21 protein-coding genes and 3 pseudogenes are annotated in these 25,965 nt (G+C 40.0%); 18 read left to right on the top strand and 6 right to left on the bottom strand.

Features of this window, described 5'->3' with window-relative positions:
- Positions 1-9: 9 nt before the first annotated feature.
- Positions 10-78, bottom strand: coding sequence for a peptide pheromone SHP2 (shp2, locus tag DYD17_RS10855; protein WP_134771781.1), 69 nt, complete (start codon positions 76-78; stop codon positions 10-12).
- 88 nt (positions 79-166) lie between these two features.
- Between shp2 and rgg2 the strand changes: the two genes are divergently transcribed.
- The 12 genes and pseudogenes from rgg2 to DYD17_RS11100 all read left to right on the top strand — a co-directional run bounded on the left by rgg2 (position 167) and on the right by DYD17_RS11100 (position 12,248).
- On the top strand, positions 167-1,021 hold the full coding sequence (gene rgg2, locus DYD17_RS03165; RefSeq protein ID WP_115253248.1) for a quorum-sensing system transcriptional regulator Rgg2: 855 nt from the start codon (positions 167-169) through the stop codon (positions 1,019-1,021).
- A 181-nt stretch (positions 1,022-1,202) separates the two neighbouring features.
- Positions 1,203-2,030: a DNA-formamidopyrimidine glycosylase gene (mutM, locus tag DYD17_RS03170; protein WP_115252704.1), complete on the top strand. Its 828-nt coding sequence runs from the start codon at positions 1,203-1,205 to the stop codon at positions 2,028-2,030.
- The gene (gene coaE, locus DYD17_RS03175; protein WP_003049907.1) at positions 2,009-2,620 is read left to right on the top strand and encodes a dephospho-CoA kinase; all 612 of its coding nucleotides are present in this window, start codon (positions 2,009-2,011) and stop codon (positions 2,618-2,620) included. Before mutM ends, coaE begins: the two co-directional genes overlap by 22 nt.
- A 458-nt stretch (positions 2,621-3,078) precedes the next feature.
- The gene (locus DYD17_RS03180) at positions 3,079-3,780 is read left to right on the top strand and encodes an ABC transporter ATP-binding protein (protein ID WP_003049910.1); all 702 of its coding nucleotides are present in this window, start codon (positions 3,079-3,081) and stop codon (positions 3,778-3,780) included.
- A 1,102-nt stretch (positions 3,781-4,882) separates the two neighbouring features.
- Positions 4,883-5,407, top strand: a pseudogene (locus DYD17_RS11410) (hypothetical protein); the annotation flags it as partial.
- A gap of 110 nt (positions 5,408-5,517) precedes the next feature.
- Positions 5,518-7,020 carry a helicase HerA-like domain-containing protein gene (locus DYD17_RS03190; RefSeq protein ID WP_115252705.1) on the top strand — a complete coding sequence of 501 codons (1,503 nt, stop codon included), beginning with the start codon at positions 5,518-5,520 and terminating at the stop codon, positions 7,018-7,020.
- 259 nt (positions 7,021-7,279) lie between these two features.
- A pseudogene (locus DYD17_RS03195) lies at positions 7,280-8,400 on the top strand (multidrug efflux MFS transporter).
- Positions 8,397-8,543 carry a 50S ribosomal protein L33 gene (rpmG, locus tag DYD17_RS03200; protein ID WP_003047126.1) on the top strand — a complete coding sequence of 49 codons (147 nt, stop codon included), beginning with the start codon at positions 8,397-8,399 and terminating at the stop codon, positions 8,541-8,543. The pseudogene DYD17_RS03195 and the gene rpmG overlap by 4 nt, the downstream one beginning before the upstream one ends.
- A 45-nt stretch (positions 8,544-8,588) precedes the next feature.
- Positions 8,589-8,825 carry a preprotein translocase subunit SecG gene (gene secG, locus DYD17_RS03205; RefSeq protein ID WP_003047129.1) on the top strand — a complete coding sequence of 79 codons (237 nt, stop codon included), beginning with the start codon at positions 8,589-8,591 and terminating at the stop codon, positions 8,823-8,825.
- 96 nt (positions 8,826-8,921) lie between these two features.
- A complete protein-coding gene (gene rnr, locus DYD17_RS03210; protein WP_164549210.1) occupies positions 8,922-11,252 on the top strand; it encodes a ribonuclease R in 2,331 nt (776 codons plus the stop codon).
- Positions 11,253-11,254: 2 nt separating this feature from the next.
- On the top strand, positions 11,255-11,722 hold the full coding sequence (gene smpB / locus DYD17_RS03215; RefSeq protein WP_003049918.1) for an SsrA-binding protein SmpB: 468 nt from the start codon (positions 11,255-11,257) through the stop codon (positions 11,720-11,722).
- Positions 11,723-12,080: 358 nt separating this feature from the next.
- Complete coding sequence (locus tag DYD17_RS11100; protein ID WP_236593289.1) at positions 12,081-12,248, top strand: hypothetical protein; 168 nt, start codon at positions 12,081-12,083, stop codon at positions 12,246-12,248.
- On the opposite strand, the gene DYD17_RS03225 is transcribed toward DYD17_RS11100, so the two are convergent.
- From DYD17_RS03225 to DYD17_RS03245, 5 genes are all read right to left on the bottom strand, one after another.
- Positions 12,232-13,158, bottom strand: coding sequence for a glycosyltransferase family 2 protein (locus tag DYD17_RS03225; protein WP_003049922.1), 927 nt, complete (start codon positions 13,156-13,158; stop codon positions 12,232-12,234). The two genes, DYD17_RS11100 and DYD17_RS03225, sit on opposite strands and share 17 nt — an antisense overlap.
- A gap of 136 nt (positions 13,159-13,294) precedes the next feature.
- Complete coding sequence (locus DYD17_RS03230) at positions 13,295-14,479, bottom strand: DNA/RNA non-specific endonuclease (RefSeq protein ID WP_115252708.1); 1,185 nt, start codon at positions 14,477-14,479, stop codon at positions 13,295-13,297.
- A gap of 342 nt (positions 14,480-14,821) precedes the next feature.
- On the bottom strand, positions 14,822-15,199 hold the full coding sequence (gene gloA, locus DYD17_RS03235) for a lactoylglutathione lyase (RefSeq protein WP_003049924.1): 378 nt from the start codon (positions 15,197-15,199) through the stop codon (positions 14,822-14,824).
- Positions 15,200-15,208: 9 nt separating this feature from the next.
- Positions 15,209-15,874, bottom strand: a complete 666-nt coding sequence (locus DYD17_RS03240; protein ID WP_003049925.1) for an NAD(P)H-dependent oxidoreductase — start codon at positions 15,872-15,874, stop codon at positions 15,209-15,211.
- Between the two features lie 43 nt (positions 15,875-15,917).
- Positions 15,918-17,003, bottom strand: a complete 1,086-nt coding sequence (locus DYD17_RS03245) for a M24 family metallopeptidase (RefSeq protein WP_115253249.1) — start codon at positions 17,001-17,003, stop codon at positions 15,918-15,920.
- Positions 17,004-17,176: 173 nt separating this feature from the next.
- Here DYD17_RS03245 and ccpA point away from each other — a divergent pair, with 173 nt between their 5' ends.
- The 6 genes and pseudogenes from ccpA (at position 17,177) to DYD17_RS03275 (ending at position 25,843) form a co-directional block, all read left to right on the top strand.
- Positions 17,177-18,178 carry a catabolite control protein A gene (gene ccpA / locus DYD17_RS03250; RefSeq protein ID WP_003049927.1) on the top strand — a complete coding sequence of 334 codons (1,002 nt, stop codon included), beginning with the start codon at positions 17,177-17,179 and terminating at the stop codon, positions 18,176-18,178.
- Between the two features lie 153 nt (positions 18,179-18,331).
- Positions 18,332-19,795, top strand: coding sequence for an alpha-amylase (locus DYD17_RS03255; RefSeq protein ID WP_003049928.1), 1,464 nt, complete (start codon positions 18,332-18,334; stop codon positions 19,793-19,795).
- Between the two features lie 76 nt (positions 19,796-19,871).
- A complete protein-coding gene (locus tag DYD17_RS03260; RefSeq protein ID WP_115252709.1) occupies positions 19,872-20,870 on the top strand; it encodes a glycosyltransferase in 999 nt (332 codons plus the stop codon).
- Between the two features lies 1 nt (position 20,871).
- The gene (locus DYD17_RS03265; RefSeq protein ID WP_003049930.1) at positions 20,872-22,206 is read left to right on the top strand and encodes a glycosyltransferase family 4 protein; all 1,335 of its coding nucleotides are present in this window, start codon (positions 20,872-20,874) and stop codon (positions 22,204-22,206) included.
- Positions 22,207-22,629: 423 nt separating this feature from the next.
- The gene (gene thrS, locus DYD17_RS03270) at positions 22,630-24,573 is read left to right on the top strand and encodes a threonine--tRNA ligase (protein ID WP_003049931.1); all 1,944 of its coding nucleotides are present in this window, start codon (positions 22,630-22,632) and stop codon (positions 24,571-24,573) included.
- Positions 24,574-24,649: 76 nt separating this feature from the next.
- Positions 24,650-25,843, top strand: a pseudogene (locus DYD17_RS03275) (IS3 family transposase).
- Positions 25,844-25,965 lie beyond the last annotated feature (122 nt).

Genomic DNA, 25,965 nt, shown 5'->3' on the forward strand with positions numbered 1-25,965 from the left:
TAGAAAAGGTTATCCACCAACGATAATCAGGATGTCCATGATTAATGTCAACAATAATGCTTTATTAATTTTTTTCATGACAGCTTCCTTTCTGATTTTCTATTTTGTACTTGTATTATATAATGGATTTGACGGATTTGAATTTTTTGTTGTGAAAGTGGGAAAAATGGAAAAAGAACTCGGTAAAACCTTAAGGCGACTACGCCAAGGAAAACAAGTTAGTATTTCATCTTTAGCAGATGAACACTTATCTAAGTCACAAATTTCACGTTTTGAACGTGGAGAGTCAGAAATCAGCTGTAGTCGTTTACTTAATCTTCTTGATAAACTCAATATTACCATTGATGAATTTGTTTCAACACATTCGAAGACTCATACCCATTTTTTTACATTGCTAAGTCGGGTAAGGAAATATTATGCTGAGAAAAATGTAGCCAAATTACTCAAGTTGCTTGAAGACTACGCGCACAAAGATTATGAGAGTACCATGATCAAAGCTATATTATCCTCAATTGAGCCGACCGTAGAGCCAACCGAAGAGGAAGTGACTCGCTTGACGGATTATTTGTTTAGTGTCGAACAGTGGGGGTATTACGAAATTATTTTGTTAGGCAATTGCTCACGCTTTATTAATTACAACACCTTATTTTTATTAACAAAAGAAATGGTAACATCGTTTGCTTATTCAGAGCAAAATAAGACCAACAAAACATTAGTAACTCAGTTATCGATTAATTGCCTGATTATCAGTATTGATTATTCTTATTTTGATCATAGTCATTATTTAATTGAAAAAATTGAGTTTTTGTTGCGAGACGAGCTTAACTTTTATGAAAAGACTGTCTTTTTATATGTGCATGGTTACTACAAGCTAAAACAGGGGCAGGCTTCAGGAAAAGATGATATGCGTCAAGCCCTGCAGATTTTCAAATATCTTGGAGAAGACGCTCTTTACTACAGCTATAAGGAACACTACCGTAAGGAAGTCCTTGGAGATGAAGAAAATGAGGAAGAAGGTTAAAGGAGAATCAGTTGATTTCCGCTATTTTTCCTCGTACAATAACAGTGAGAAAGGAAAAGGACATTGTGCTGATGAGCACAATTGATAGGCTAGGCATCAGCGATTTGGACGATTCTCTGTTAGGAGTGATGACCATTGTCAAGCTGGATGAGAAATCTAGTTGTCCTTGAAGGAAACAATTATGCCAGAATTACCAGAAGTTGAAACGGTTCGACGAGGACTCGAGTCTTTAGTGCTAGGTCAGGAAATTGTTGCTGTCAAGGTAGAAGTGCCTAAGATGGTCAAGTCGGATTTGAGGATTTTTCTTCAGACATTACCTGGCCAAACCATTCAAACCATTGGTCGGCGGGGTAAATATTTAATGTTTGATTTCGGTCAGACGGTCCTTGTGTCACATCTACGCATGGAAGGTAAGTATTTGCTTTTTCCAGATGAGGTGCCTGAACAGAAACATTTTCATGTTTTCTTTACCTTAAAAAATGGATCGATCTTAGTGTATCAAGACGTGCGTAAATTTGGGACCTTTGATCTTATTCCTAAATCCCAATTGCCTGATTTTTTTGCCCAACGAAAACTTGGTCCAGAACCAAGGAAAGAGACCTTTAAACTTAAACCATTTGAAGTTGCTCTGCAATCTTCCAAAAAACGAATCAAGCCCTATCTTTTGGATCAGACGCTTGTTGCTGGTTTAGGAAATATTTATGTTGATGAAGTACTCTGGGCAGCTAAAGTTCACCCTGAGCGTCTCTCTTTTAGTTTAAAAAAGGCGGAGATAAAACGGCTACATGATGAAACCATTCGTATCTTGCAGCTAGGGATTGAAAAAGGCGGTTCAACTGTTCGAACCTATCGAAATGCTTTAGGAGCGGATGGGACGATGCAGCATTATTTGCAGGTGTATGGCCAAGCGGGAAAACCTTGCCCACGTTGTGGTCAGGCTATTAGTAAACTAAAAGTTGGAGGAAGGGGGACACACATTTGTCCGAAATGTCAGAAAAAAAGGTCCTAATGATTGGTATCACCGGAGGAATTGCCTCAGGAAAATCAACAGTAGTGGCCATGATTAAAGAAGCTGGCTATCAGGTGATTGATGCGGATCAAGTGGTTCACCAGTTACAAGAAAAAGGCGGCCGCTTATACCAGGCTCTGAAGCTGGCTTTTGGGGATGAGATTTTAAAAGAAGATGGTGAGTTAAATAGGAAAAAGCTGTCAGAAATGGTTTTTTCAAATCCGTCTCACATGGCAACCTCATCTGCTATTCAAAATCAAATCATCAAAGAAGAGCTAGCTGCTGAGCGTGATCAGTTGGCTCAAAGCCAAACGGTCATTTTTATGGATATTCCTTTGTTAATTGAATTGGGCTACCAAGACTGGTTTGATGCGATTTGGTTGGTTTATGTAGACGCCCAAACCCAATTGCGGCGGTTAATGGCTAGAAATCATTTGAGGGAAGTTGACGCCAAAAAACGCTTATCCAGTCAGTTACCAATAGAGGAAAAAAGACCTTATGCCAGTCTAGTGATTGATAATAGTGGAGACATGGAAACGTTAAGAAAGCAAGTTCACAAAGCCTTAGAACAGTTACCTAAGCCATACTGATCAGATTGTTTGAGTTAAGGAATTAAGGAAGCAAAGCCTTCTATTAAAAGGTCTTGCTCAAACTGAAGAAAAAGTCTGCTTTCTTAAAAATTATTATTTTTATGATACTTGACTTAGGTAGCAGGGACGGTAGCAACTCCCTCCGGAATTTCATACCTAGATGTTGAGTCTAGGTCTCAAAATCTCTGAACGCCAGAAACGCCATGTTTCTGGCGTTTTTGTTACGGCGTAAAGTATTGAGTTTGAGCTCGCGTCGCTCGCCTATGACCAATACAATGCAAAAGTGAGACTATTTTTTGATGACATTGTAAACAAATTCTCTTAGAGGTACTTTGTCTACAACCTGGAGTTTCTATTAAAAGGTCTTGCTTTTTATTCTTATCTTTTTTAAGCATTCTTGTTATTTGCGTTGCTTTTGGATAAAATGAAAGAAAAGGTTTTCAGAGAAGGAGAAGGCAATGGAGTTGGTTATTAGAAATATCCGGAAAAATTTTCAGGAAAAAGAGGTATTAAAAGGAGCTTCTTATACCTTTCGTGAAGGGGAGATTACAGGTCTTCTTGGTCGAAATGGTGCAGGTAAAACCACTCTTTTTAACATTTTATATGGAGAACATCAGGCCGATCAAGGAGAGATTTTTCTGGTAGAAAATGGGGTAGAACGCCCATTAGAGTTAAAAGAGATTGGCATGGTTTTCTCGGAAAACTACCTACCTGAGTTTTTAACGGGTTATGAATTTATTAAATTTTATCTCGATCTACATCCTGGCAAGGACCAGTTAGCTATTGATGACTATCTTGATTTCATGGAGATTAATGAGGTTGATCGCCACACAATCATCAAAGGTTACTCAGATGGAATGAAAAGCAAATTATCCCTCATCTGTATCTTAATCAGCAAACCTAAAGTTATTTTGTTAGATGAACCTCTGACTGCAGTTGATCTAGTGTCCAGTATTGCTATCAAACGGTTGCTCCTGACTCTAAGAGATAAGCATATCTTAATTTTATCGACTCATATCTTAGCCTTAGCAGAAGATTTATGTGATCATGTTGCGATTTTACATAATGGCACTTTAGAAACCATGTCTTTATCAACGACAGATGAAACTTTTGAAGCTAAGCTCTTGGAAATCTTACAAGGAGAAAGCCATGACTACTAAGGATTTGTTGCATATTTTCTGGCAGATAGATGGGGTAACTCGTTACAATACCTTGATTTATTGGTTACAGAAATTGCCTCTTATTGGGAGAAGGATACCGCAAGCTTGCTATCGCCTAAAAGAAGGAAAAGTGTTTTTAACCGTGATTCATGGTCTAATATTTCCCTTTTCTATTCTAGCGCAAATGACTCTATATGTGGGTATTTGCTTTACCTTGGCTCATGTTGTGAGAGCTTGGTTTAGTGAGTATACTTGGTATGCTAGTCCAAAGCCGTTTACCTTAAGTTTGCTTTGGTTGGTTATTTTTTCTCTCTTGCTCATGACCACTTTAGATATTAAACTCGTGACACGTGATGATATGGACTTGGCCAAGGCCATTCGTCAATTTCATTTGGTTCCAAGAGATTACTTGAAAGCCAAGCAACTCATGCTGTTAGGTCGTGAACTGCTCTTTCATGTCTTAGTATTAGGGATTTATTTTACACTCAATCACTTTGCTTTTTGGCATGCCATTAGCTTTACCTTACTGGTGTCGGGCGTGAGGCTTTTCCTAAAGGTCATTTTCGTACCCCTTTACGATAGGAAAGGAGACGATAAGGAAAAATACCTTAATAGGCTCCTGTTCAGTCTTTTTGGGATAGCTTTTCTGGTGAGCGGCGGATTATTAGTTTTAGGAAATCACTTCGCACCGCAAATCTTTTTCTCCATTCCTGCGGGGTGCTTGGGCTTTGTCTTGTGGGGTTATGGGTTTTACCGTTTGATAAGTGATGCTGAGTTAGACACCCTTACCCGTAGTGTGGTAACGCATGAGACCATGAAGGAACGAGTGGCTGTGATGGAGAATGTGCATACGGTAGAAGTTACCGTCAAAGAAAAGGATATTGACTTATCTCCTCAAAAGAAGCATCGCTTGCAAGGACTAACGGGGATAGCTTATCTGAACGCTATCTTTTTACAACGGATGGGAAAACGTCTTCGAAAAGGTGTGACCATACGTTTGCTTATTGTAGGTTTAGCCATTGTTGCTGAACTGATTGGTCTCTATTATTTTAGGCATCAGTTGGGACAAGTGAAACACCAGGAATTTGTCCGAATCTTATACGTGTCGTTAGTATCGGGGTATTTGATTTATGTAGGAGAATCATATATTAAGTTTTGTTTTTACCATTTGGACCGGCCCTTATTAAAATTTAACGATTACAGACAACGCGAAGTGATTTTAGCGACCTTGAAGACCCGTTTTTGGTCTATTATTAAGCATAATATTCCTATTTTTGCAGCGGCTAATCTCTTTGTCTTGATCTTATATGTGGCTTTGTTTCCTCTCGTTTGGTCAGAAATAGTTCTTGTTGTCATGGTGCAATTCTTGTCTATGAGTTTCTTTTCACTCTACTTTTTATATTTGTATTTTCTTTTGCAACCTTTCACAGAAGGGTTGAAGTCTAAAAATGTGCTTTATAATATACTGACCTTTATTGTTTATTATTTAGGTTATCAGTTATTTCGATTTACAACCGATATGACCATGCCTATTTTCTTGATTATCCTCGTTGGAATGATCCTTATCTTGGGAGTAGGGTATTTAGCTGTTTATTACCTGGCACCTAAAACCTTTAGACTCAAATAAGGGAAAAGCTTGTGCTATAATATCATTAAGGGTGAGGAAGCTATGCTAGGCATTCAGGTTGCTCACAATCGCGTTTTCATAAGCTGTTTATCAGAAAAAAGAGGAATTTTATGACTACAATGACAATTGCAAAAGGCGACCAACCTGTAGCGTTACAATTAGGAATGTTAAACCGTCATGGTTTAATAGCTGGAGCGACGGGGACAGGAAAAACGGTTACCCTAAAAGTTTTGGCAGAGCAATTAAGTTTGGCAGGTGTACCAGTCTTTTTGGCAGATATCAAAGGTGACCTTTCCAATCTCGCTAAGGCGGGGGAAGTGACAGAAAAACTAGCTACTCGTCTAGCTAAAATGGGAATAACAGATTACCAACCTCAAGCTTTTCCAGTTAGGCTCTGGGATGTTTTTGGACAGAGTGGGCAGCCTTTACGGACAACAATTTCTGAGATGGGTCCTATGATGTTGTCGCGTTTATTAGGACTGAACGATACTCAAACGGGAGTTATGACCATTGTCTTTAAAATCGCTGACGAGAAAGGCTGGCTCTTGATTGATTTGAAAGACTTGCAGGCCATTCTAAAAGAAGTTGGTGACCATGCCTCAGACTATTCCAGTCATTACGGTAATGTGACCAAACAATCTGTCGGAGCTATCCAAAGAAGTCTCTTGACTTTGGAACAAGAAGGAGCCGAACAATTTTTTGGAGAGCCTGCTTTAGAGGTGGCTGATTTAATCCAACGAGATGTGGTTTCGGGTCAGGGAGTCATTAACATTTTGTCAGCGACTAAGCTTTTCCAATCACCCACGCTTTACACGACCTTCTTACTTTGGTTATTATCAGAGTTGTACGAATTATTACCAGAAGTTGGAGACTTGGACAAACCTAAGATGGTTTTCTTCTTTGATGAAGCTCATCTATTGTTCAAGGACGCTCCTAAGGTCTTTTTGGAAAAAGTTGAACAGATTGTGCGGCTTATTCGTTCAAAGGGAGTTGGGATTTTCTTTGTGACTCAAAACCCACTTGATTTGCCAGAAACGGTTTTGGCTCAGCTGGGAAATAGAATTCAGCATGCCTTGCGCGCTTATACACCGAAAGAACAAAAGGCGGTTCGTGTCGCTGCTGATACTTTCCGCCAAAATCCTGACTTAGATGTGGCAAGGGTGATTACAGAACTAGAAGTCGGCGAAGCTTTGATTTCTGTTTTGAATGATAAGGGACAACCATCCATCGTTGAACGTGCCTATATCATGCCGCCTAAGAGTAGCTTTGCTCTTTTGTCAGAGACAGAGATTCAGCAGCTTGTCCAGTCTTCTTCGTTTGCCACTAAATATAGCCAAGCCATAGATCGTGACTCCGCCTATGAAAAATTAGCTGCTAAGGTTTTAGAAGATCAACGACTGGCTGAAGAAGCACTTGCGGCTGCACAACGGGAAAAAGAGGCTAAGGAAGCCATCAAGGCACAAGCCGCTGCTGAAAAGGCTAGCCGCCGTTCGGTTGGATGTCCCCGCAAAACAGTTGTGGAAAAGGCAACAGATGCCTTTATTAGTACGACAGTTCGAACCATTGGTAGGGAACTTGTTAGGGGGCTTCTTGGCAGTCTACGTAAGCGCTAATCACACAGCAAAATGACGTAAAAGCTTTCTGAGGGGTCTTGTCCTGTTGGGCCTGAGGAAAGCTTTTCTCTTTCTGCTCAGTTTAGTTAGTCTGCTTTTTGCTTGCCTGTGAGAGAATTGTGGTATAATAGTCAGAGGTATTTTGGAAAGAAGATGATGACCTATTAGCGAAGAAGCGATAACAACTGTCAATTGGAAACAAAATTTAAAAGTGGCTTGGCTTGGTAACTTCTTTACTGGGGCAAGCTTTTCACTTGTCATGCCATTCATGGCCCTGTATGTTGAAGAACTAGGAGCCCCTAAGGCATTGGTGGAGTGGTATACCGGTTTGGCAGTTGCCATTACGGCACTAGCGTCAGCTATATTTGCGCCACTTTGGGGAAAACTTGCTGATCGTTATGGTCGAAAACCGATGATGCTTCGAGCAAGTTTTGTCATGACCTTTACCATGGGAGGATTAGCGGTTATTCCTAATGTGTTTTGGCTGCTTGTTTTGAGGCTGTTAACGGGGATTTTTTCAGGCTATACCCCCAATTCAACGGCTTTGATTGCCAGCCAAGTTCCTCAAGAAAAATCCGGCTATACCCTAGGGACTTTGGCAACGGGAGTGACAGCTGGTGCCTTAATTGGTCTTCTTATTGGGGGAGTTTTAGCAGAACTATTAGGTATTCGTCAGGTCTTTTTATTGGTAGGGATAATCTTATTGCTCTGCTCCTTAATGACAGTTTTTTATGTCAAAGAAGATTTTGAGCCTATTGAGAAGTCTCAAATGGTACTACCAAAGATATTTTAAAGCAAGTAAAGAGTCGAAAAATCATGCTCGGCCTATTTGTAACCAGTATGATTATTCAGATTTCTGCTCAATCGGTTGCCCCTATTTTGTCCCTATATATTCGACATCTTGGGCAAACGCAAAACCTCATGTTTGTGTCAGGTCTGGTGGTCTCAGCCATGGGTTTTTCCAGTCTTTTGAGCAGCTCTTACCTCGGTAAATTAGGTGACCGTTTTGGTAACCATCGTTTACTTTTAGGAGCTTTACTCTACAGTTTTATCATGTATGTCATGAGTGCTCTAGCACAAACCAGTCTTCAGTTGGGCTTGTTACGCTTTGCCTATGGGTTTGGAGTAGGGGCGTTGATGCCAAGCATTAATTCTCTGCTGACTAAATTGACACCAAAAGCAGACATTTCCAGAGTTTTCTCTTATAATCAAATGTTTGGTAATATTGGACAGGTTTTGGGCCCTTTTATTGGGTCAAATGTTGCGGTTGTCTTAGGTTATCGATCCGTTTTTTATGTGACCAGTATGATTGTCTTTGTCAATTTGGTTTGGAGTTTGATTATATTTAAAAAGTACATCAAGGTTAAGGATATCGTGTGAGAATAAAAATTAATTTAGAATGCAGCCAGTGTGGCAGCAAGAATTATTTGACCAGTAAAAATAAGAGCAGTCACCCGGAAAAGATTAAGGTTCCTAAGTACTGCCCTAAGGAGAGAAAAGTGACCCTACATGTTGAATCTTGATAAGATTTGTGTTAGAATGGTCAAGACAATAGTGGAGGAAATAACATGTACAACTTACTACTTACAATATTGCTCGTGTTATCGGTTTTACTTGTGATTGCTATCTTCATGCAACCTCAAAAAAACCCAAGTAGCAATGTTTTTGATAGCAGCGGTTCAGAAGCCTTGTTTGAACGTACTAAAGCTCGTGGCTTTGAAGCATTCATGCAACGGTTTACAGCAGTTCTAGTATTTTTCTGGCTAGCAATTGCGCTTGCGCTTGCAATTTTATCAAGTAAATAAGGAGTGAGCTTGACAGAGTTAGTCTAGCTCATTTTTTTATCAGTGAGCTAGATTGATGATCTAAAACAATTAAAACAGAAATAGAAATTAGGTATTATGAAAGAAAGAATTATGACTTACCTCAAGGAGCATGGCAAGTCCAACGTGAATGACTTGGCTGCTGCCTTAGAGATGACTGGAGCCAAGCATTTTCCCAGCCTTATTAAAACCATTTCCAAAATGGAAAGTCAGGACCTTTTACGTTTCTCAAATGACGGTAGTTTAGCACTTAGAAAAGAGAGAGAAAAGAAGAAAGAGGCTACTGTTCAGGGGATTTTCCGTGCCAACAAAGCAGGTTTTGGTTTCTTGTCCGTGGATGAGAATGAAGACGATATGTTTATCGGCCGTAATGACGTTGGTTACGCCATTGATGGCGATATCGTAGAAGCAACTATTAAAAAACCAGCAGACCGTCTCAAAGGGACTGCGGCTGAAGCTAAAGTGGTAGCGATTGTAGAACGCTCATTAAAAACGGCTGTGGGAACTGTTATTTTAGACGATGAAAAACCAAAATACGCTGGTTATATCAAGTCAAAAAATCAAAAAATTCAACAAAAAATCTACATTAAGAAAGAACCTGTTGTGCTTAAAGGCACTGAAATCATCAAGGTTGATATTGATAAATATCCCACACGCGGACACGATTATTTTGTGGCCAGTGTCCGTGATATTGTAGGCCATCAAGGAGATGTTGGGATTGATGTCTTGGAAGTCCTTGAATCGATGGATATTGTTTCAGAATTTCCAGCAGAAGTTTTAGCTGAGGCCAATGCAATTCCAGAAGCACCAACTGCTAAAGATTTAATAGGCCGTGTTGATCTGCGCTCAGAAACCACCATTACTATTGATGGTGCGGACGCCAAAGACTTAGATGATGCTATCCATATTAAGCTACTAGATAACGGTAATTATGAACTTGGGGTACATATTGCGGATGTCTCTTATTATGTGACAGAAGGATCTGCCCTTGATAAGGAAGCTGTTAGGCGTGGTACCTCTGTCTATGTCACAGATCGTGTGGTTCCGATGTTACCAGAGCGTTTGTCAAATGGCATCTGCTCTTTGAATCCTAACGTTGATCGTTTGACCCAGTCAGCCTTAATGGAAATTAACCCGCAGGGGCGCGTGGTCAACTATCAAATCTGTCAATCAGTGATTAAGACAACTTACCGAATGACGTATAGTGCGGTCAATGACATGATTGCAGGAGATGAAGAAGCGCTCCGAGAGTTTGCTAGTATTGCTGATGATGTGACCCTCATGGTGGCTTTGCATCGGAGTTTGGAAACGATGCGTTCAAAACGAGGGGCCTTAAACTTTGATACGCAAGAAGCAAAAATTATTGTCAATGATAAAGGGATGCCAGTAGATGTAGTGCTTCGTCAAAGAGGAATTGCGGAGCGGATGATTGAATCCTTTATGCTAGCAGCCAATGAGTGTGTTGCGGAGCATTTTGCAACAGCTAAGTTACCATTTATCTACCGTATTCACGAAGAACCAAAGGCCGAAAAACTTCAAAAATTTATTGATTATGCTAGCATATTTGGTATCCAAATTCAAGGAACAGCCAACAAGATTTCTCAGGAAGCCTTGCAAGCCTTTATGGCAAAAGTCGAAGGTCAACCAGGAGCAGAAGTGCTTAACATGATGCTCTTACGCTCTATGCAACAGGCAAGATATTCTGAACATAATCATGGCCATTACGGTTTGGCCGCAGAATATTACACCCACTTCACCAGTCCGATCCGTCGCTACCCTGACTTATTGGTTCATCGCATGATTCGTGAGTACACTCAGCCTAGTCAAGAAAAGCGTGACCATTTTGCCCAAGTCATTCCAGAGCTGGCAACATCTTCTTCCCAGTTAGAGCGTCGTGCTATCGATGCGGAGCGCGTGGTGGAAGCCATGAAGAAAGCAGAGTACATGGCTGAATATGTCGGCGAAGAATTTGATGGTATTGTGGCAAGCGTAGTTAAATTTGGTCTCTTTGTAGAGCTACCAAATACGATTGAAGGTTTGGTTCACATCACTGGCTTACCGGAATACTATCACTTTAACGAGAGAACGCTAAGTCTTCAAGGTGAAAAATCAGGTAAAATCTTTAAAGTTGGTCAACCTATTCGTGTGAAATTGGTTAAGGCTGACAAGGAAACTGGTGACATTGACTTTGAGTATTTACCGAGCGACTTTGATGTGGTTGAAAAAATCAAGATGTCGGATAAAGCTAGTCGACGAGATCGCCGTAAATCCTCAAAATCATCTAAAGGAACAAAGAAAAAAGAATCTAAAGAAGTAGCCAAGGCAAAAACCAAAGGTAAAACTAAAAAAGGGTTTAAAAAACCATTTTACAAAGAACAAGCAAAAAAGAAGAGTCGTAAAAGGAGTTAACTATGGCAAAAGGGGAAGGACAATTACTGGCGCAAAATAAAAAGGCTAGACATGATTATCACATTGTTGAAACCGTTGAAGCAGGCATTGTCTTAACGGGAACTGAGATTAAAAGTGTTCGTGCAGCCCGTATTCAACTGAAAGATGGCTTTGCCCAAATTAAGAATGGGGAAGCGTGGTTGGTCAACGTTCATATTGCTCCTTTTGAACAAGGTAATATTTGGAACGCTGATCCTGAACGGACCCGCAAACTGTTGCTCAAAAAACGTGAGATTACACATCTGGCAAATGAACTCAAAGGAACTGGAATGACCTTAGTTCCTTTAAAGGTTTACTTGAAAGATGGTTTTGCTAAAGTTCTCATTGGTTTGGCTAAAGGGAAACACGATTATGACAAACGCGAAACCATTAAACGCCGTGAGCAGGATCGTGATATCAAACGCGTGATGAAAAGTGTGAATCATTGCTAATCATGTTAAGCCTACTGAATGATGACAAACAGGAGTTGACGATGAGAAGCCCGAGGTTTAGAAGCTGGCTCAGGTCTTATCGTTAGTGGGTTTAGCGTAGACGATTTTGATTGATTTTGAAATAGTTGCGACCACTGGTCATAAAGAGTGTCTATGAATGAGCAAAGGAAATTGATTGATGGCAAAATCTTTGGTTATCTTAAGAGAGGCAATAGCTAGACTTTTGGTAGTATTCTTAGCGCTTTTGATAACATGCTTAATCAAGGGAGAGCCGATTAGGTTACATTACATGGGACTGAGGATGATATTTATTCCCATGTTTATCTTCTCATTGTCAATGACTAGGAAGAAAAAGTGTTTGAACCTTGGACTAGCCTTTGTTGCTGTTTATGGGTTAGGGAAGGTGGTGGAGGCACTAGCAGGACAGTTTGATTGGTCTGCGGTTACCCCTTTGCCGGTTTTGGTGGGAATAGTGGTGGTTTTGTTTCTGATTTGGCTCTTTTTGACTATTAATGCTTTTCTTTGATGATATAGACAGGTCTTTTTTTGGTTTCAAGGAATATTTTTGAGATGTATTTCCCGATAATGCCCATGCAAAAGAGTTGAATACCTCCCATAAATAAAATGATTGAGACAGTGCTGGCCCAGCCGGAAACAGGGTCACCAAAGAGTAATTTTCGAATCACAATAAATAAGATAGCAAGAATGGAAATTAAGAAACTAAAGGTTCCTGCCCAAGTTGCAATGGTCAGAGGCATTTCTGAAAAATTAACAAAGCCATCTAGGGAATAGCGAAACAGGCCCCAAAAACTCCAATGGCTTTTCCCATGCTGACGCTTGCGGTTGTCGAAGCTGATGTAGGTCGTCCGGTAACCGACCCATGAAAATATACCTTTTGAAAATCGATTAACTTCACCCAGCTCAAGAATGCTATCCACAACTTGCCTGGTCATTAATCGATAATCCCGCACCCCACTGATGATTTCGGTGTCTGACAAACGATTGACAAGCTTATAAAATAAATTGGAACAGACAGAACGAGCGAGAGGTTCGCCATGTCTATTTTGACGTCTGGTACCCACCACATCATAACCTTCTTTTAGCTTCGCATACATGAGTGGGAGAAGTTCAGGTGGGTCTTGTAAATCCACATCCATTACAGTAATGTAGTTGCCTTTGGCTTCTTCTAATCCAGCTAATAGCCCTGCTTCTTTTCCGAAATGGCGCGAAAAGGACAGGTAATGAACGTTTGGAAAGCGAGTAGCTAAATCACGTAAGATGTTCAGAGTCTGGTCTTTAGAACCATCATCAATAAAAATATATTCAAAGGCGAGTTGACTAGTCATTGACAGTTCCAACTGACGCATCTCTTCAAGATAAGGAAGAATAGCTTTTTCTTCATTAAAACAGGGAATAATTACAGATAAAAGCGTCATAGGGGTGTCCCTTTCTAATCTTTTGACAAATTGTATCACAAAAGCTAAGATATTTCAAAAAACTGTCAAATGACAGAGATTTCCCAAAAATAAAAAAACTGCTGAGGTAACGTCGCCGCACCTCAAGCAGTTTTCATTAATGAGTTGGTTCTGTACTAGAATGCTTTTTGTCTCTGCTTAAAGCATCTTGTTCTGTCATTTCAACGAGCCTATCTAAGTTGACGCCAGCTGGAAGGTTTTCTTTATGGTACCAATAGACAGGAGAGCTTCCGTTACTTGCAACATACACAATCCTTTGATTGTCTAAGTCAGTAGTGGTATCCTTTGTAGCTGCATCTGGACTGATCTGATCAGTGCCTTCTTCATCTGTATTAGGTTCTTTGGTATCTTCTGTGAGAGTGTCGTCACTATCAGTCATTGTTTCTTCTTCAAACATTATATCAGATAGAAGACCTCCATTTTGGTAATCGATGGTAAAGCCATTGGCGGTGTTGAAAACACGCACCTTTTCATCGATGACACCGTCAGAAGATAAAGCTGAAACAACCACGTAACGAGGGACTAGCTCTGTTCCCACATAGACGGGTTCTGCTTTGTAGTAAACATGTACACTAGGATTTTGATTGATGTAGGTTAAGACTTTATTTTCAATGTATTGCATACCGCCTTTACGGTCATTATTGCCTACGTTTTGAGTGCGGGTTCCAGTAATCAAATTATTACGATATGGGCGTCCTCCTAAGCTGTCTGCAATGAGATGACTACGGTCAAAGAGGTAGCCGTGACGAACTTTACCATTACTTAAAATAATACTGACTTCCTGATTATTTGGGATGCGTTTTACTTGTCTTGGGCTATGCTTATAATCATTCTCAGTAGCAGCACGACCATCTGCTTTAAATTGATAAGAGAACCAGCCACTTGGGTTGTAGTCGTTTTCCCATTTTTCACGAGAGCCTGCTGACATGTCAATCATATCTTTAGTGATAATGCCATAAGCTACTCCAGAACGATTGTAACCATCTAGATCAGCATATTGAAGGTCCGAAACAGTGACACGTTTTGTGCTACGACCACTTTTTTTATAGACCTTCTCAGTCGTTGTTTTCAATTGAGGAAAGGCCTCTTTTTGAATAGCCGATTTTCCTTCAATGACATAATAGTCTGGGTACTGAGCCAACGTCCAGTCTTGCGTGACAGCTGTTTCTTGAGCATAGGTAACACTATCGTGAAGTTGAGCATTAGGAGCAAATCCTAATGATAAGGTCATTGCTAAGGCTACAAGAGAATGGGAAAGCCATTTCCTTCTGAGTTTAGACATGGGAAGTCCTCCTTTTTTATTTACTAGTTAAGTATATCATTATTAATGTTAAAAATTATGAATCTAATAAAAATAATTTTATAGCAATGTAATGTTATGAAAATGAATGAAAGATAATATAAAAAATAAAAAATGAGTGTTTCCATATGAATGAAACAAGAAAATAAGTTATTAATTTGATTTTTCAAAGGACATTGAGTTATTTTAAGATAATCTTTAGATATCCTTTTCTCTTTCATACAGAAAAGGATAGTGACAGGTGGTCTTTTATTTGATTTAAAAAATCTAAAAAAGTGATAATATCATAAAAAAACAGAGGAATTTTCCTCTGTTTTTAACCTATTAACGATTTAAGTCAATGACTTCAATTTTATAGCCATCGGGATCTTGAATAAAGTAGTAGCGGGCTGATTTGTCAGTTAACCCTTTAATATCTGTGACAGGGAATCCTGCTTGACGATGTTTTTCGTGGTCTTCTTCGAAATTGTCAGAGCCAAGGGCGATATGGCCATAACCATCTCCTAAATCATAGTCACCGTGATCATAATTATAGGTCAACTCTAGCTCATAACTTTCTCCCTCAAGCGCTAAATACACGAGAGTGAATTGGCTGTCTGGAAAATCTCTTCGACGGGTTTCCTTAAAAGGAAAGGCCTTGGTGTAAAAGTCAACTGATTTGTCGAGATCTTTGACGCGGATACAGGTGTGTAATGCTTTCATATATTCTCCTTATTTCACTACTGAAATCACTTCTTCACGAGGTTTGCGAACTTGAGGATGTTTGGGATCTCTGAGACGGTAGCCCAAGGACAACATGCTGGCAATACCTTCTTTGTCTTTATTAATAATACCATGAGTTGCTAAAATAGTGTCAACTTTTGCATAGTTGAACCCTTCAATAGGACAAGAATCTATTCCTAACAGGGCAGCTGTCATCATCATATTACCAAGAGCGATATAGGTCTGTTTTGCAGTCCAATCAAAGAGCGCTCTAGGGTTATCTGCCATGTCCATGTCCTCTTTTTGAAAGGCCTCGTAAAGTTTTAAACGACTCTCAAGTCCCTCTCCCTCTTCTATTCCTCTTCTTAGGAGACTATTTTTAATAGCAGGGCTATCGTACCTAGCATTTCTTTCAGCAATTAACAGCACAAAATGGCTAGCTGTTTCTAATTGATATTGGGCGCCCCAGGCAAAGGGTTTGATTTCTTCTTTTATTTGCTTATTATCTAGGACTACAAAGCGCCAGCCTTCTAAGCCAACAGAAGAAGGGCTTAGCCAGGCAGCATCCAAAATAAGGTTCAAGTCTTTCTCGGAAATCGTTTCATCTTTATAAACACGAACGGCTGTTCTAAAGTGTAGTGCTTGTTGTAATTGGTGATGAATGGACTGGTTCATAAGAATAACCTTCCTTTCGTTAGGAGTGATGTCTGGGTAGGGATTAACCTTCAAAGTAAAGCAATTCTTTTGGGGTATGGGTAAAGACTTCAAAGCCGTCTTTAGTGACATAACCGCAATCTTCAATGCGGACACCAACTTTACCTGGAATGTAAATGCCTGGTTCCACAGAGAAGCACATGCCTTCTTCGATCACAAGCTCGTTCCCAGCCATAATGGATGGGAATTCATGCACATCCATACCGATACCATGCCCCAGACGGTGGTTAAAGTACTCTCCATAGCCAGCTTTTTCGATGACTTGGCGGGCAGCGGCATCAACTTGAGCTGCTGTAACACCTGGTTTAATAAAGTCAATAGCTGCTTGGTGGGCTTCAAGGCAAAGGTTATACATGTCGATTTGGAATTGATCGGGCTTACCGACCGCAACTGTTCGTGTCATATCACTAGTGTAGCCTAAGGTTTCAACTCCTAAGTCAAAGAGAAGAAGAGCATTGTTTTCAATCTTGTTGGTACTCGGAATCCCATGAGGATTGGCAGCGTTGTTACCCGTTAAGACCATAGTGTCAAAGCTCATTTTGTTGATGCCTTGTTTTTTCATTTCAAATTCAATTTGAGCGATGATGTCTGTTTCGGTAACATCCAAGGAGATGTTATCAAAACCAACTTGAACGGCCTTATCAGCGAACTGACCAGCAATCATCATTTTCTCAATTTCATCAGCTGATTTGATGAGGCGCATGCCTTGAACAAATGAGGTTAGATTAGCAAATTGCCCTGAAAAGACTGTCTGCAACCCATGGAATTTACTGACGTTAAGGTGGTCAAATTCGGCATAAATGGTTTTGGCCGCTGTATTTGGTAAAACGGCTTTGATTTTTTCCCAAGGATTTTCAGAATCCACATAGCCAAAGACTGGGAAGTCAACTTCTTGGCTAGCTCTGGCCACTTCAAGGGTAGGTACAAAAAGCACAGGAGCTAAATCATGGTAGACAAACAAGAATAGTTGTCTCTCATGCGGCTCACAGAAGAATCCAGTCAAATAATTAATGGTAACAGGATCTGAAAGAATAGCTAGTTCAGATCCTTTTTGCTCAAGATGCAAACGTATTTGGTCTAATTTTGTCATAGGAAAACCTTCTTTCTGCCTACTATTTTTCCAAAAAAAGATTAAAAAATCAAGCTTGAGGTCAATCTTTGAAAACTTTTTCAAAAATTAACCTTTAATACTTGAAAGTGGTTACAAAACATGCTAAAATATTTTTTGAAAGCGTAATTTTCAAATAGAAAGGAAGACAAAAAATGAATACAGATGATACCATCACGATTTATGATGTTGCCCGTGAAGCTGGTGTTTCTATGGCAACTGTTAGTCGTGTTGTTAATGGCAACAAAAACGTTAAGGAAAACACGCGTAAGAAAGTTTTAGAAGTCATTGACCGCCTAGATTATCGTCCAAATGCTGTCGCACGTGGTCTCGCCAGCAAAAAAACAACAACCGTCGGGGTTGTGATTCCAAATATTGCAAACAGTTATTTTTCTATTTTAGCCAAAGGTATTGATGATATCGCCGCTATGTATAAATATAATATTGTACTTGCCTCTAGTGATGAGGATGATGACAAGGAGGTTAACGTTGTTAATACCCTCTTTGCTAAGCAAGTTGACGGTATTATCTTTATGGGGCACCATTTGACTGAAAAAATCCGTGCGGAATTTTCACGCTCACGCACCCCGATTGTTTTAGCAGGGACAGTTGACCTTGATCATCAATTACCAAGTGTTAATATTGACTATAAGGCAGCTGTGTCTAATGTGGTTGATATCTTGGCAGAAAACCATCAGAGCATTGCCTTTGTGTCAGGACCACTTATTGATGACATCAATGGTAAAGTACGTTTGGCGGGGTACAAAGAAGGCTTGAAGCACAACAAACTTGACTTCAAAGAAGGACTTGTTTTTGAAGCTAACTATTCTTATAAAGAAGGCTTTGAATTGGCACAACGTGTGATTAACTCAGGAGCAACAGCAGCTTATGTGGCTGAAGATGAGTTAGCAGCGGGTCTTTTAAATGGTTTGTTTGAAGCAGGCAAACGCGTTCCAGAAGATTTTGAAATCATCACAAGTAATGATTCACCAGTTGTTCAATATACCCGTCCAAACTTGAGTTCTATCAGCCAACCCGTTTACGACTTGGGAGCTGTCAGCATGCGGATGTTGACTAAAATCATGAACAAAGAAGAATTGGAAGAAAAAGAAATTCTTTTGAATCATGGTATTAAAAAACGCGGAACCACTAAATAGGTTACCGTAGGGTATTATTTGTTAAAAAACGAAATACTAAAAGATAGTACTTTATGTTGTCCCTAAAAAGAGGCTCAATTTCTTTTATTGGTATAAGTAAGACAGATAGAGGCTGGGGAAATTGATATCACAGCCTTTTTTAGGAGAGAAGTAATGACAAATCAACTAATCATGCAGGCTTTCGAGTGGTATCTTCCTGCAGATGGTAACCACTGGAAAACAGTGAAAGCAAGTATTCCACAATTACAGCATTTAGGGGTGACTGAGCTCTGGCTTCCTCCTGCTTTTAAAGGGACTGGTATTAATGATGTGGGATATGGTGTTTATGATTTATTTGACCTAGGGGAATTTAATCAAAATGGCACAGTCATTACCAAATACGGTAGTAAGCAAGAATATCTCGAACTTATTGCAGCTTTGAAAGAAGCTGCCATCAAACCAATCGCAGATATTGTTCTTAATCATAAGGCCAATGGAGATCATAAGGAACGTTTTTTTGTCATCAAAATGGATCCTGAAAATCGCCAGGAAGCTCTGACAGAAGCTTATGAGATTGAAGGCTGGACTGGTTTTGACTTTCCTGGTCGAAATGGTTGCTATAATGATTTTAAATGGCATTGGTATCATTTCACGGGGCTTGATTATGATGCCAAGAACAATGAAACTGGCATTTACATGATTACAGGTGACAATAAGGGCTGGGCTAACAATGACTTGATTGATGACGAACATGGTAATTTTGATTATCTCATGTACAATGATTTGGACTTCAAACACCCAGAAGTTATTCAAAACTTGCAGGATTGGGCTAAGTGGTTTATTGAGACAACAGGAATCGAAGGTTTTCGTCTAGATGCCGTCAAACACATTGATTCTTATTTTATCCAAACCTTTGTCAATGACATTCGCACTCAAATCAAACCAGATTTAGAAGTTTTTGGTGAGTATTGGAAGTCAGACCAAGACTCCATGGAAGACTACTTGGAAGCCACCAATGAACAGTTTGCTTTAGTAGATGTCGGTCTTCACATGTCTTTTTTTAACGCCAGTCATCAAGGAAAGGATTTTGATTTAACACATATCTTTGAAGGAAGTTTAGTGGCTAGCAGGCCTGACTTGGCTATTACTTTTGTTGAAAATCATGATACGCAACGTGGTCAAGCTTTGGAGTCCACAGTGGAAGATTGGTTTAAACCTCTGGCCTACGGCTTAATTCTCTTACGCCAAGAAGGCAAACCTTGTCTGTTCTATGGCGATTACTATGGTATTTCCGGAGACTTTGCTCAAGCTAGTTTTAAAGAAGTGCTTGACAAGTTGACGCTGTTGCGTAAAGAGGCTGTTTACGGGCAACAAGTCGATTATTTTGATCACGCTAATTGCATTGCCTGGACTTGTTTAGGCGATGAAGAACATCCCCATCCGCTGGCAGTTATCCTATCAAATGGTGATGAAGGCTGGAAGCATGTGGAAATCGGTCAAGACTTTGTCGGGCAGACCTTTGTCGATTACTTAGGTCATTGTTCTGAAAAGGTAGTGGTGGCTGAAGATGGTTGGCTTGATATTAAGGTGGAGGCAGGCTCTATTTCAGCCTGGATACCTGAAGAAAGACGTTTTTAAAATCGGAAATCAGTCTTTGGGCTGATTTTTCGTTATCCTAGTGAAAATTCCTATAAAATGAGCTATAATAGAGGTTATGAAAGTTCTATTATATTTAGAAGCAGAAAATTATTTAAAAAAATCAGGGATTGGACGTGCTATCAAGCATCAGGCAAAAGCCTTGTCTTTGGTGGGTCAGGATTTCACCACTGATCCCAATGACGATTATGACTTGGTTCACCTCAATACCTATGGTTTAAAAAGTTGGCTCTTGATGGCTAAAGCGCAAAAAGCAGGCAAAAAGGTCATCATGCATGGGCACTCTACAGAGGAAGACTTTAGAAATTCCTTTATTTTTTCAAACCTCTTGTCACCTTTGTTTAAGAAATACCTCTGTCAATTTTACAATAAGGCTGATGCTATTATTACCCCTACCTTGTATTCCAAGTCTTTAATTGAGCAGTATGGTGTGAAAACACCTATTTTTGCGGTGTCCAACGGTATTGATTTGGAACAGTACGGAGCAGATTCTGAAAAAGAAGCTGCTTTTCGTCAGTATTTTGACATTAAAGAGGGCGAAAAAGTAGTGATGGGAGCAGGATTGTTTTTCCTTAGAAAAGGGATTGATGACTTTGCCGAAGTTGCTCAAGCTATGCCAGATGTAAGGTTTATCTGGTTTGGAGAGACTAATAAATGGGTAATTCCCGCTCAAGTTCGTCGCCTCGTAAATGGTAAGCATCCTAAAAATCTCATTTTTCCAGGCTACATTAAGGGTGAGGTTTATGAGGGTGCTATGACTGGTGCCGATGCCTTTTTCTTCCCAAGTCGCGAAGAAACAGAAGGCATTGTGGTTTTAGAAGCCTTAGCGAGTCGTCAGCACCTTGTTTTACGTGATATCCCAGTTTACGATGGTTGGGTTGATCAAAATAGTGCTGAATTAGCAACTGATATCCCAGGTTTTATCCAAGCTTTGACCAAAATTTTAGCTGGTGACAGCAACAAAATTGACGCTGGTTACAAGGTTGCCCAAAGTCGGCGCCTAGAAACAGTTGGTCAAGCATTAGTAGATGTCTATAAAAAAGTAATGGAGTTATAAGATGCGTGTAGGTTTATTTACAGATACCTATTTTCCACAAGTTTCTGGAGTTGCCACGAGCATTCGTACCTTAAAAGAAGAGCTTGAAAAAGAAGGCCACGAGGTCTACATTTTCACCACCACTGATAGAGATGTCAAACGCTTTGAAGATCCAACGATTATTCGGCTGCCAAGCGTTCCTTTTGTGTCTTTTACGGATAGGCGCGTGGTTTATCGTGGCTTGATTTCTTCTTATAAAATTGCCAAGCAGTACGACCTTGATATTATCCATACCCAGACAGAATTTAGCCTTGGATTATTAGGGAAGATGGTGGGCAAAGCTTTACGAATTCCTGTTGTCCATACTTACCATACTCAGTATGAAGACTATGTTAGCTATATTGCTAACGGTAAAATTATTCGCCCAAGCATGGTTAAACCTCTTCTCAGAGGCTATTTGAAAGACTTGGACGGTGTGATTTGTCCAAGTAGAATTGTCCTCAATCTACTGGAAGGTTACGAAGTCACTATCCCTAAGCGTGTGATCCCAACAGGCATTCCTTTAGAAAAATACATTCGTGATGATATTAAAGCAGAAGATGTTGCCAGTTTAAAAGAGGAATTAGGCATTGCTGCTGATGAGATCATGTTGCTAAGCTTGTCACGGATTTCTTATGAAAAAAATATTCAGGCTATTATTAATCAGATGCCAACGGTCTTAGCCAAACATTCAAAAATTAAACTGATTGTTGTTGGAGATGGTCCTTACTTAGAAACCTTAAAAGACTTGGCGATGCAATTAAATGTCGAGCAGCATGTGACCTTTACAGGCATGGTTCCTCATGACAGAGTGGCTTTGTACTATAAAGCTTGTGATTTCTTCGTCTCAGCATCAACTAGTGAAACGCAGGGCTTGACCTATATTGAAAGTCTGGCCAGTGGTAAGCCTATTATCGCGCAGAGTAACCCGTACTTGGATGATGTGATTACAGACAAGATGTTTGGGACGCTTTACCATGCTGAAGAAGACCTAAGTGATGCCATCATTGATGCCATCGTAGAGACACCGGTTATGGATCAGCAATTACTAGAAGAAAAACGCTACGAGATTTCAGCTGAGCATTTTGGGAAATCTATTTACACTTTTTATTTAGATACTCTGATTGCAAGAAATAATAAGGAACCACAAAAATTAAGCCTTTATCTCAACCATTCTGGTAAGAATAGTTCTCTTAAACTGGTGCAAGGGGCTATTCATTTGCCTAAGCGAGCTGTTAAGGCGACAGCTCTGACTTCTGTCAAAGTGGTCAAGGCTCCTATCAAGTTGGTCAATGCGATCAAAGATTTTCTGGATTAAGGCTTGTAAATTTTTGAAAACTTGCTATAATAATCTTGAAGACAAGTTAGATTGCACAAAATCTTTTAAGCGAGTGCTGGTTGGTGGAAAGAGCACAAAGGTGGATAATCTAATACTCCTTCCTGGTTTTTATGTAAACATAAAAGGGTGGCTCCCTTATCGCCAATAGAGGTGCACGGCATGCTTTTTTGTCTTGCATAAATTAAGGTGGAACCACGCTGATTGCGTCCTTTGGGATGCAGTCAGCTTTTTTGTTTTTGACGTCTCACCATACCTTTATTGAAAGAGAAGGAAGAATGATTATCTCAATGCTCTAAAGCCGAGTGTCAATAGACTTAGGATGACTTGCCGACCTCTTGTTTCTGACTTGTTTTACTATCCATGTTTAAGTGGAAATCTTAACTGACTTAAAGGAGAAAGCAAATGATTAAGATTACTTTTCCAGATGGCGCCGTTCGTGAATTTGAATCTGGCGTAACAACGTTTGAGATTGCTGAGTCCATCAGTAAATCGTTAGCTAAAAAAGCTTTGGCTGGTAAATTCAATGGCCAACTGATTGACACAACCCGTGCCATTGAAGAAGATGGTAGTATTGAAATTGTGACACCTGATCACGAGGATGCTTATGATGTGCTTCGTCACTCTGCAGCCCACTTATTTGCCCAAGCTGCAAAACGTTTGTTCCCAAATCTTCATTTGGGTGTTGGCCCTGCCATTGCAGAAGGTTTTTACTACGATACCGATAACGCTGACGGCCAAATTTCAAACGAAGATTTGCCACGTATCGAAGCTGAAATGCAAAAAATCGTGAAAGAAAACTACCCATGTATTCGCGAAGAAGTGACCAAAGAAGAAGCTTTGGAATTGTTCAAAGACGATCCTTACAAGGTAGAGTTGATTAATGAGCATGCCGGTGCTGGTTTGACTGTTTACCGTCAAGGTGAATTTGTGGACCTTTGCCGTGGCCCTCACGTGCCATCAACAGGTCGCATCCAAGTCTTTCGCTTGCTCAACGTAGCGGGTGCTTACTGGCGTGGTAACAGTGACAACAACATGATGCAACGTGTCTATGGAACCGCGTGGTTTGATAAAAAAGACCTTAAAGCTTACTTGACTCGTCTTGAAGAAGCCAAAGAGCGAGATCACCGTAAACTTGGTAAAGAACTTGACTTGTTCATGATTAGCCAAGAAGTTGGTCAAGGTTTGCCATTCTGGTTACCAGATGGAGCAACTATTCGTCGTACTCTTGAACGCTATATCACAGACAAGGAATTAGCTTCAGGCTACCAACACGTTTATACACCACCTCTTGCTTCTGTGGAATTGTACAAGACATCAGGTCACTGGGAGCACTACCAAGAAGACATGTTCCCTGTGATGGACATGGGAGACGGGGAAGAATTTGTCCTTCGTCCAATGAACTGCCCACACCACATTCAAGTGTATAAAAACCATGTGCATTCTTACCGTGAATTGCCTATCCGTATTGCCGAACTAGGGATGATGCACCGTTATGAAAAATCAGGTGCCCTATCTGGCTTGCAACGGGTACGTGAGATGACCTTGAATGATGGCCATATCTTCGTGACACCAGAACAAATTCGTGATGAATTTAAACGTACCCTTCAATTGATTATTGACGTTTACGAAGATTTCAACTTGACCGATTACCGTTTCCGTTTGTCCTACCGTGACCCAGAAGATACTCATAAATATTATGATAATGACGAAATGTGGGAAAATGCGCAAGCCATGCTAAAAGGTGCCATGGATGACATGGGTGTAGACTACTTTGAAGCAGAAGGTGAAGCAGCCTTCTATGGTCCAAAATTAGATATTCAAGTGAAAACAGCTCTTGGTAATGAAGAAACCCTATCAACCATTCAGTTGGATTTCTTGTTGCCAGAACGCTTTGACCTCAAATACATTGGTGCTGATGGCGAGGAACATCGTCCAGTCATGATTCACCGTGGGGTTATTTCAACGATGGAACGCTTCACTGCGATTTTAATCGAGACTTACAAGGGTGCTTTCCCAACTTGGTTGGCACCTCACCAAGTAACGGTGATTCCAATTTCAAATGAAGCCCACATTGACTATGCTTGGGAAATAGCCAAAACACTTCGTGACCGTGGTGTTCGTGCAGATGTGGATGACCGCAATGAAAAAATGCAATACAAGATTCGTGCGTCACAAACCAGCAAAATCCCTTACCAATTGATTGTTGGGGATAAAGAAATGGAAGAGAAATCAGTTAACGTGCGCCGCTATGGTAGCAAGGCGACTCACACCGAATCTGTGGAAGACTTTGTGGAAAATATCTTGGCAGATATTGCTCGCAAATCACGCCCAGATGGACAAGCTTAATCAATGGTGAAAGGAAGTCCAAATGAACTGCACCCCAAAAGTTAGACAACAAATCTAACTTTTGGGGTGTTTTTCTATGAAATTAAGTTATGAAGATAAAATTGAAATCTATCGCTTACGACAACCTGGTTGGACATGGCCTAAAATCAGTCAAACATTTAATATGAGTAAGTATAACCTTCAATACATGGTCCGCCTTATTGATATACACGGATTGGAAAGTGTTTGTAAAAGGAAAAATAGGTATTATTCTCCTGAACTAAAGCAGGAAATCATAAACGAAGTTCTGATGAAAGGTAGGTCTCAGCTAGAGGTTTCTCTAGATTATGGATTACCAAACAAGGGAATGCTTCCTAATTGGATAGCGCAATACAAGAAAAACGGGTATACTATTCTTGAGAAATCAAGAGGGAGACCTGTAAAGATGGGACGCAAACCAAAGAGAAAACTTGAAGAAATGACTGAATTAGAGCGTCTTCAATATGAAAATGAGTACCTTAGAGCGGAGAATGCCGTACTAAAAAAGTTGAGAGAACTCCGATTGAGGGACGAAGCAAGGCTCAAAGAGCATGAGAACAAAGGGAGATATGGTTACCGTAGAATTCACCTCGAACTTAAAAATCGAGGCTATAAAGTTAATCATAAGAAAGTTCAACGTTTGATGACAGAACTTGGTTTGAAAGCTAGAATCCGTGCGAAACGTCGCTATAACTCTTATAAAGGTGAGGTTGGCAAGAAAGCTGATAATCTCATTAAGCGTCAATTTAAAGCTATCCAACCACTTAAGAAGTGTTATACCGATGTCACAGAGTTTTCAATTCCTGCTAGTGATCAAAAATTGTATCTATCACCAGTTCTTGATGGTTTTAACAGTGAGATTATTGCATATCATTTATCTACCTCGCCAAACTTACAACAACTTAAAACGATGCTTTCCGAGGCTTTTCCTGAACAAACTTACCAGGGCACTATTTTACATAGTGACCAAGGATGGCAATATCAACACACTTACTACCATCATTTTCTTGAGGTGCATGGAATGAGACCGTCCATGTCGCGTAAAGGAAATAGCTTAGATAACGGCATGATGGAATCTTTTTTTGGAACATTGAAGACAGAAATGTTTTATGGGTTTGAGAAGGAATTTACTTCCCTCGAAACATTAAAAACAGCTATTTCAGAATATATCAACTACTACAACACTAAACGAATCAAACTTACATTAAAAGGACTAAGTCCTGTGCAATACAGAACTCAATCCTTAACTTAAAATATAATGTCCAACTTTTGGGGGTCACTTCACAAAGGGCTTCTTTTTCTTTTTAAAACCTCGGGCAAGCGGTTGCACTTGCTTTCTCATAGTGCTATAATGAGTCAGTTACTAACTGATAA

The organism is Streptococcus dysgalactiae subsp. dysgalactiae (genome assembly GCF_900459225.1).
GTDB classification, from domain to species: domain Bacteria; phylum Bacillota; class Bacilli; order Lactobacillales; family Streptococcaceae; genus Streptococcus; species Streptococcus dysgalactiae.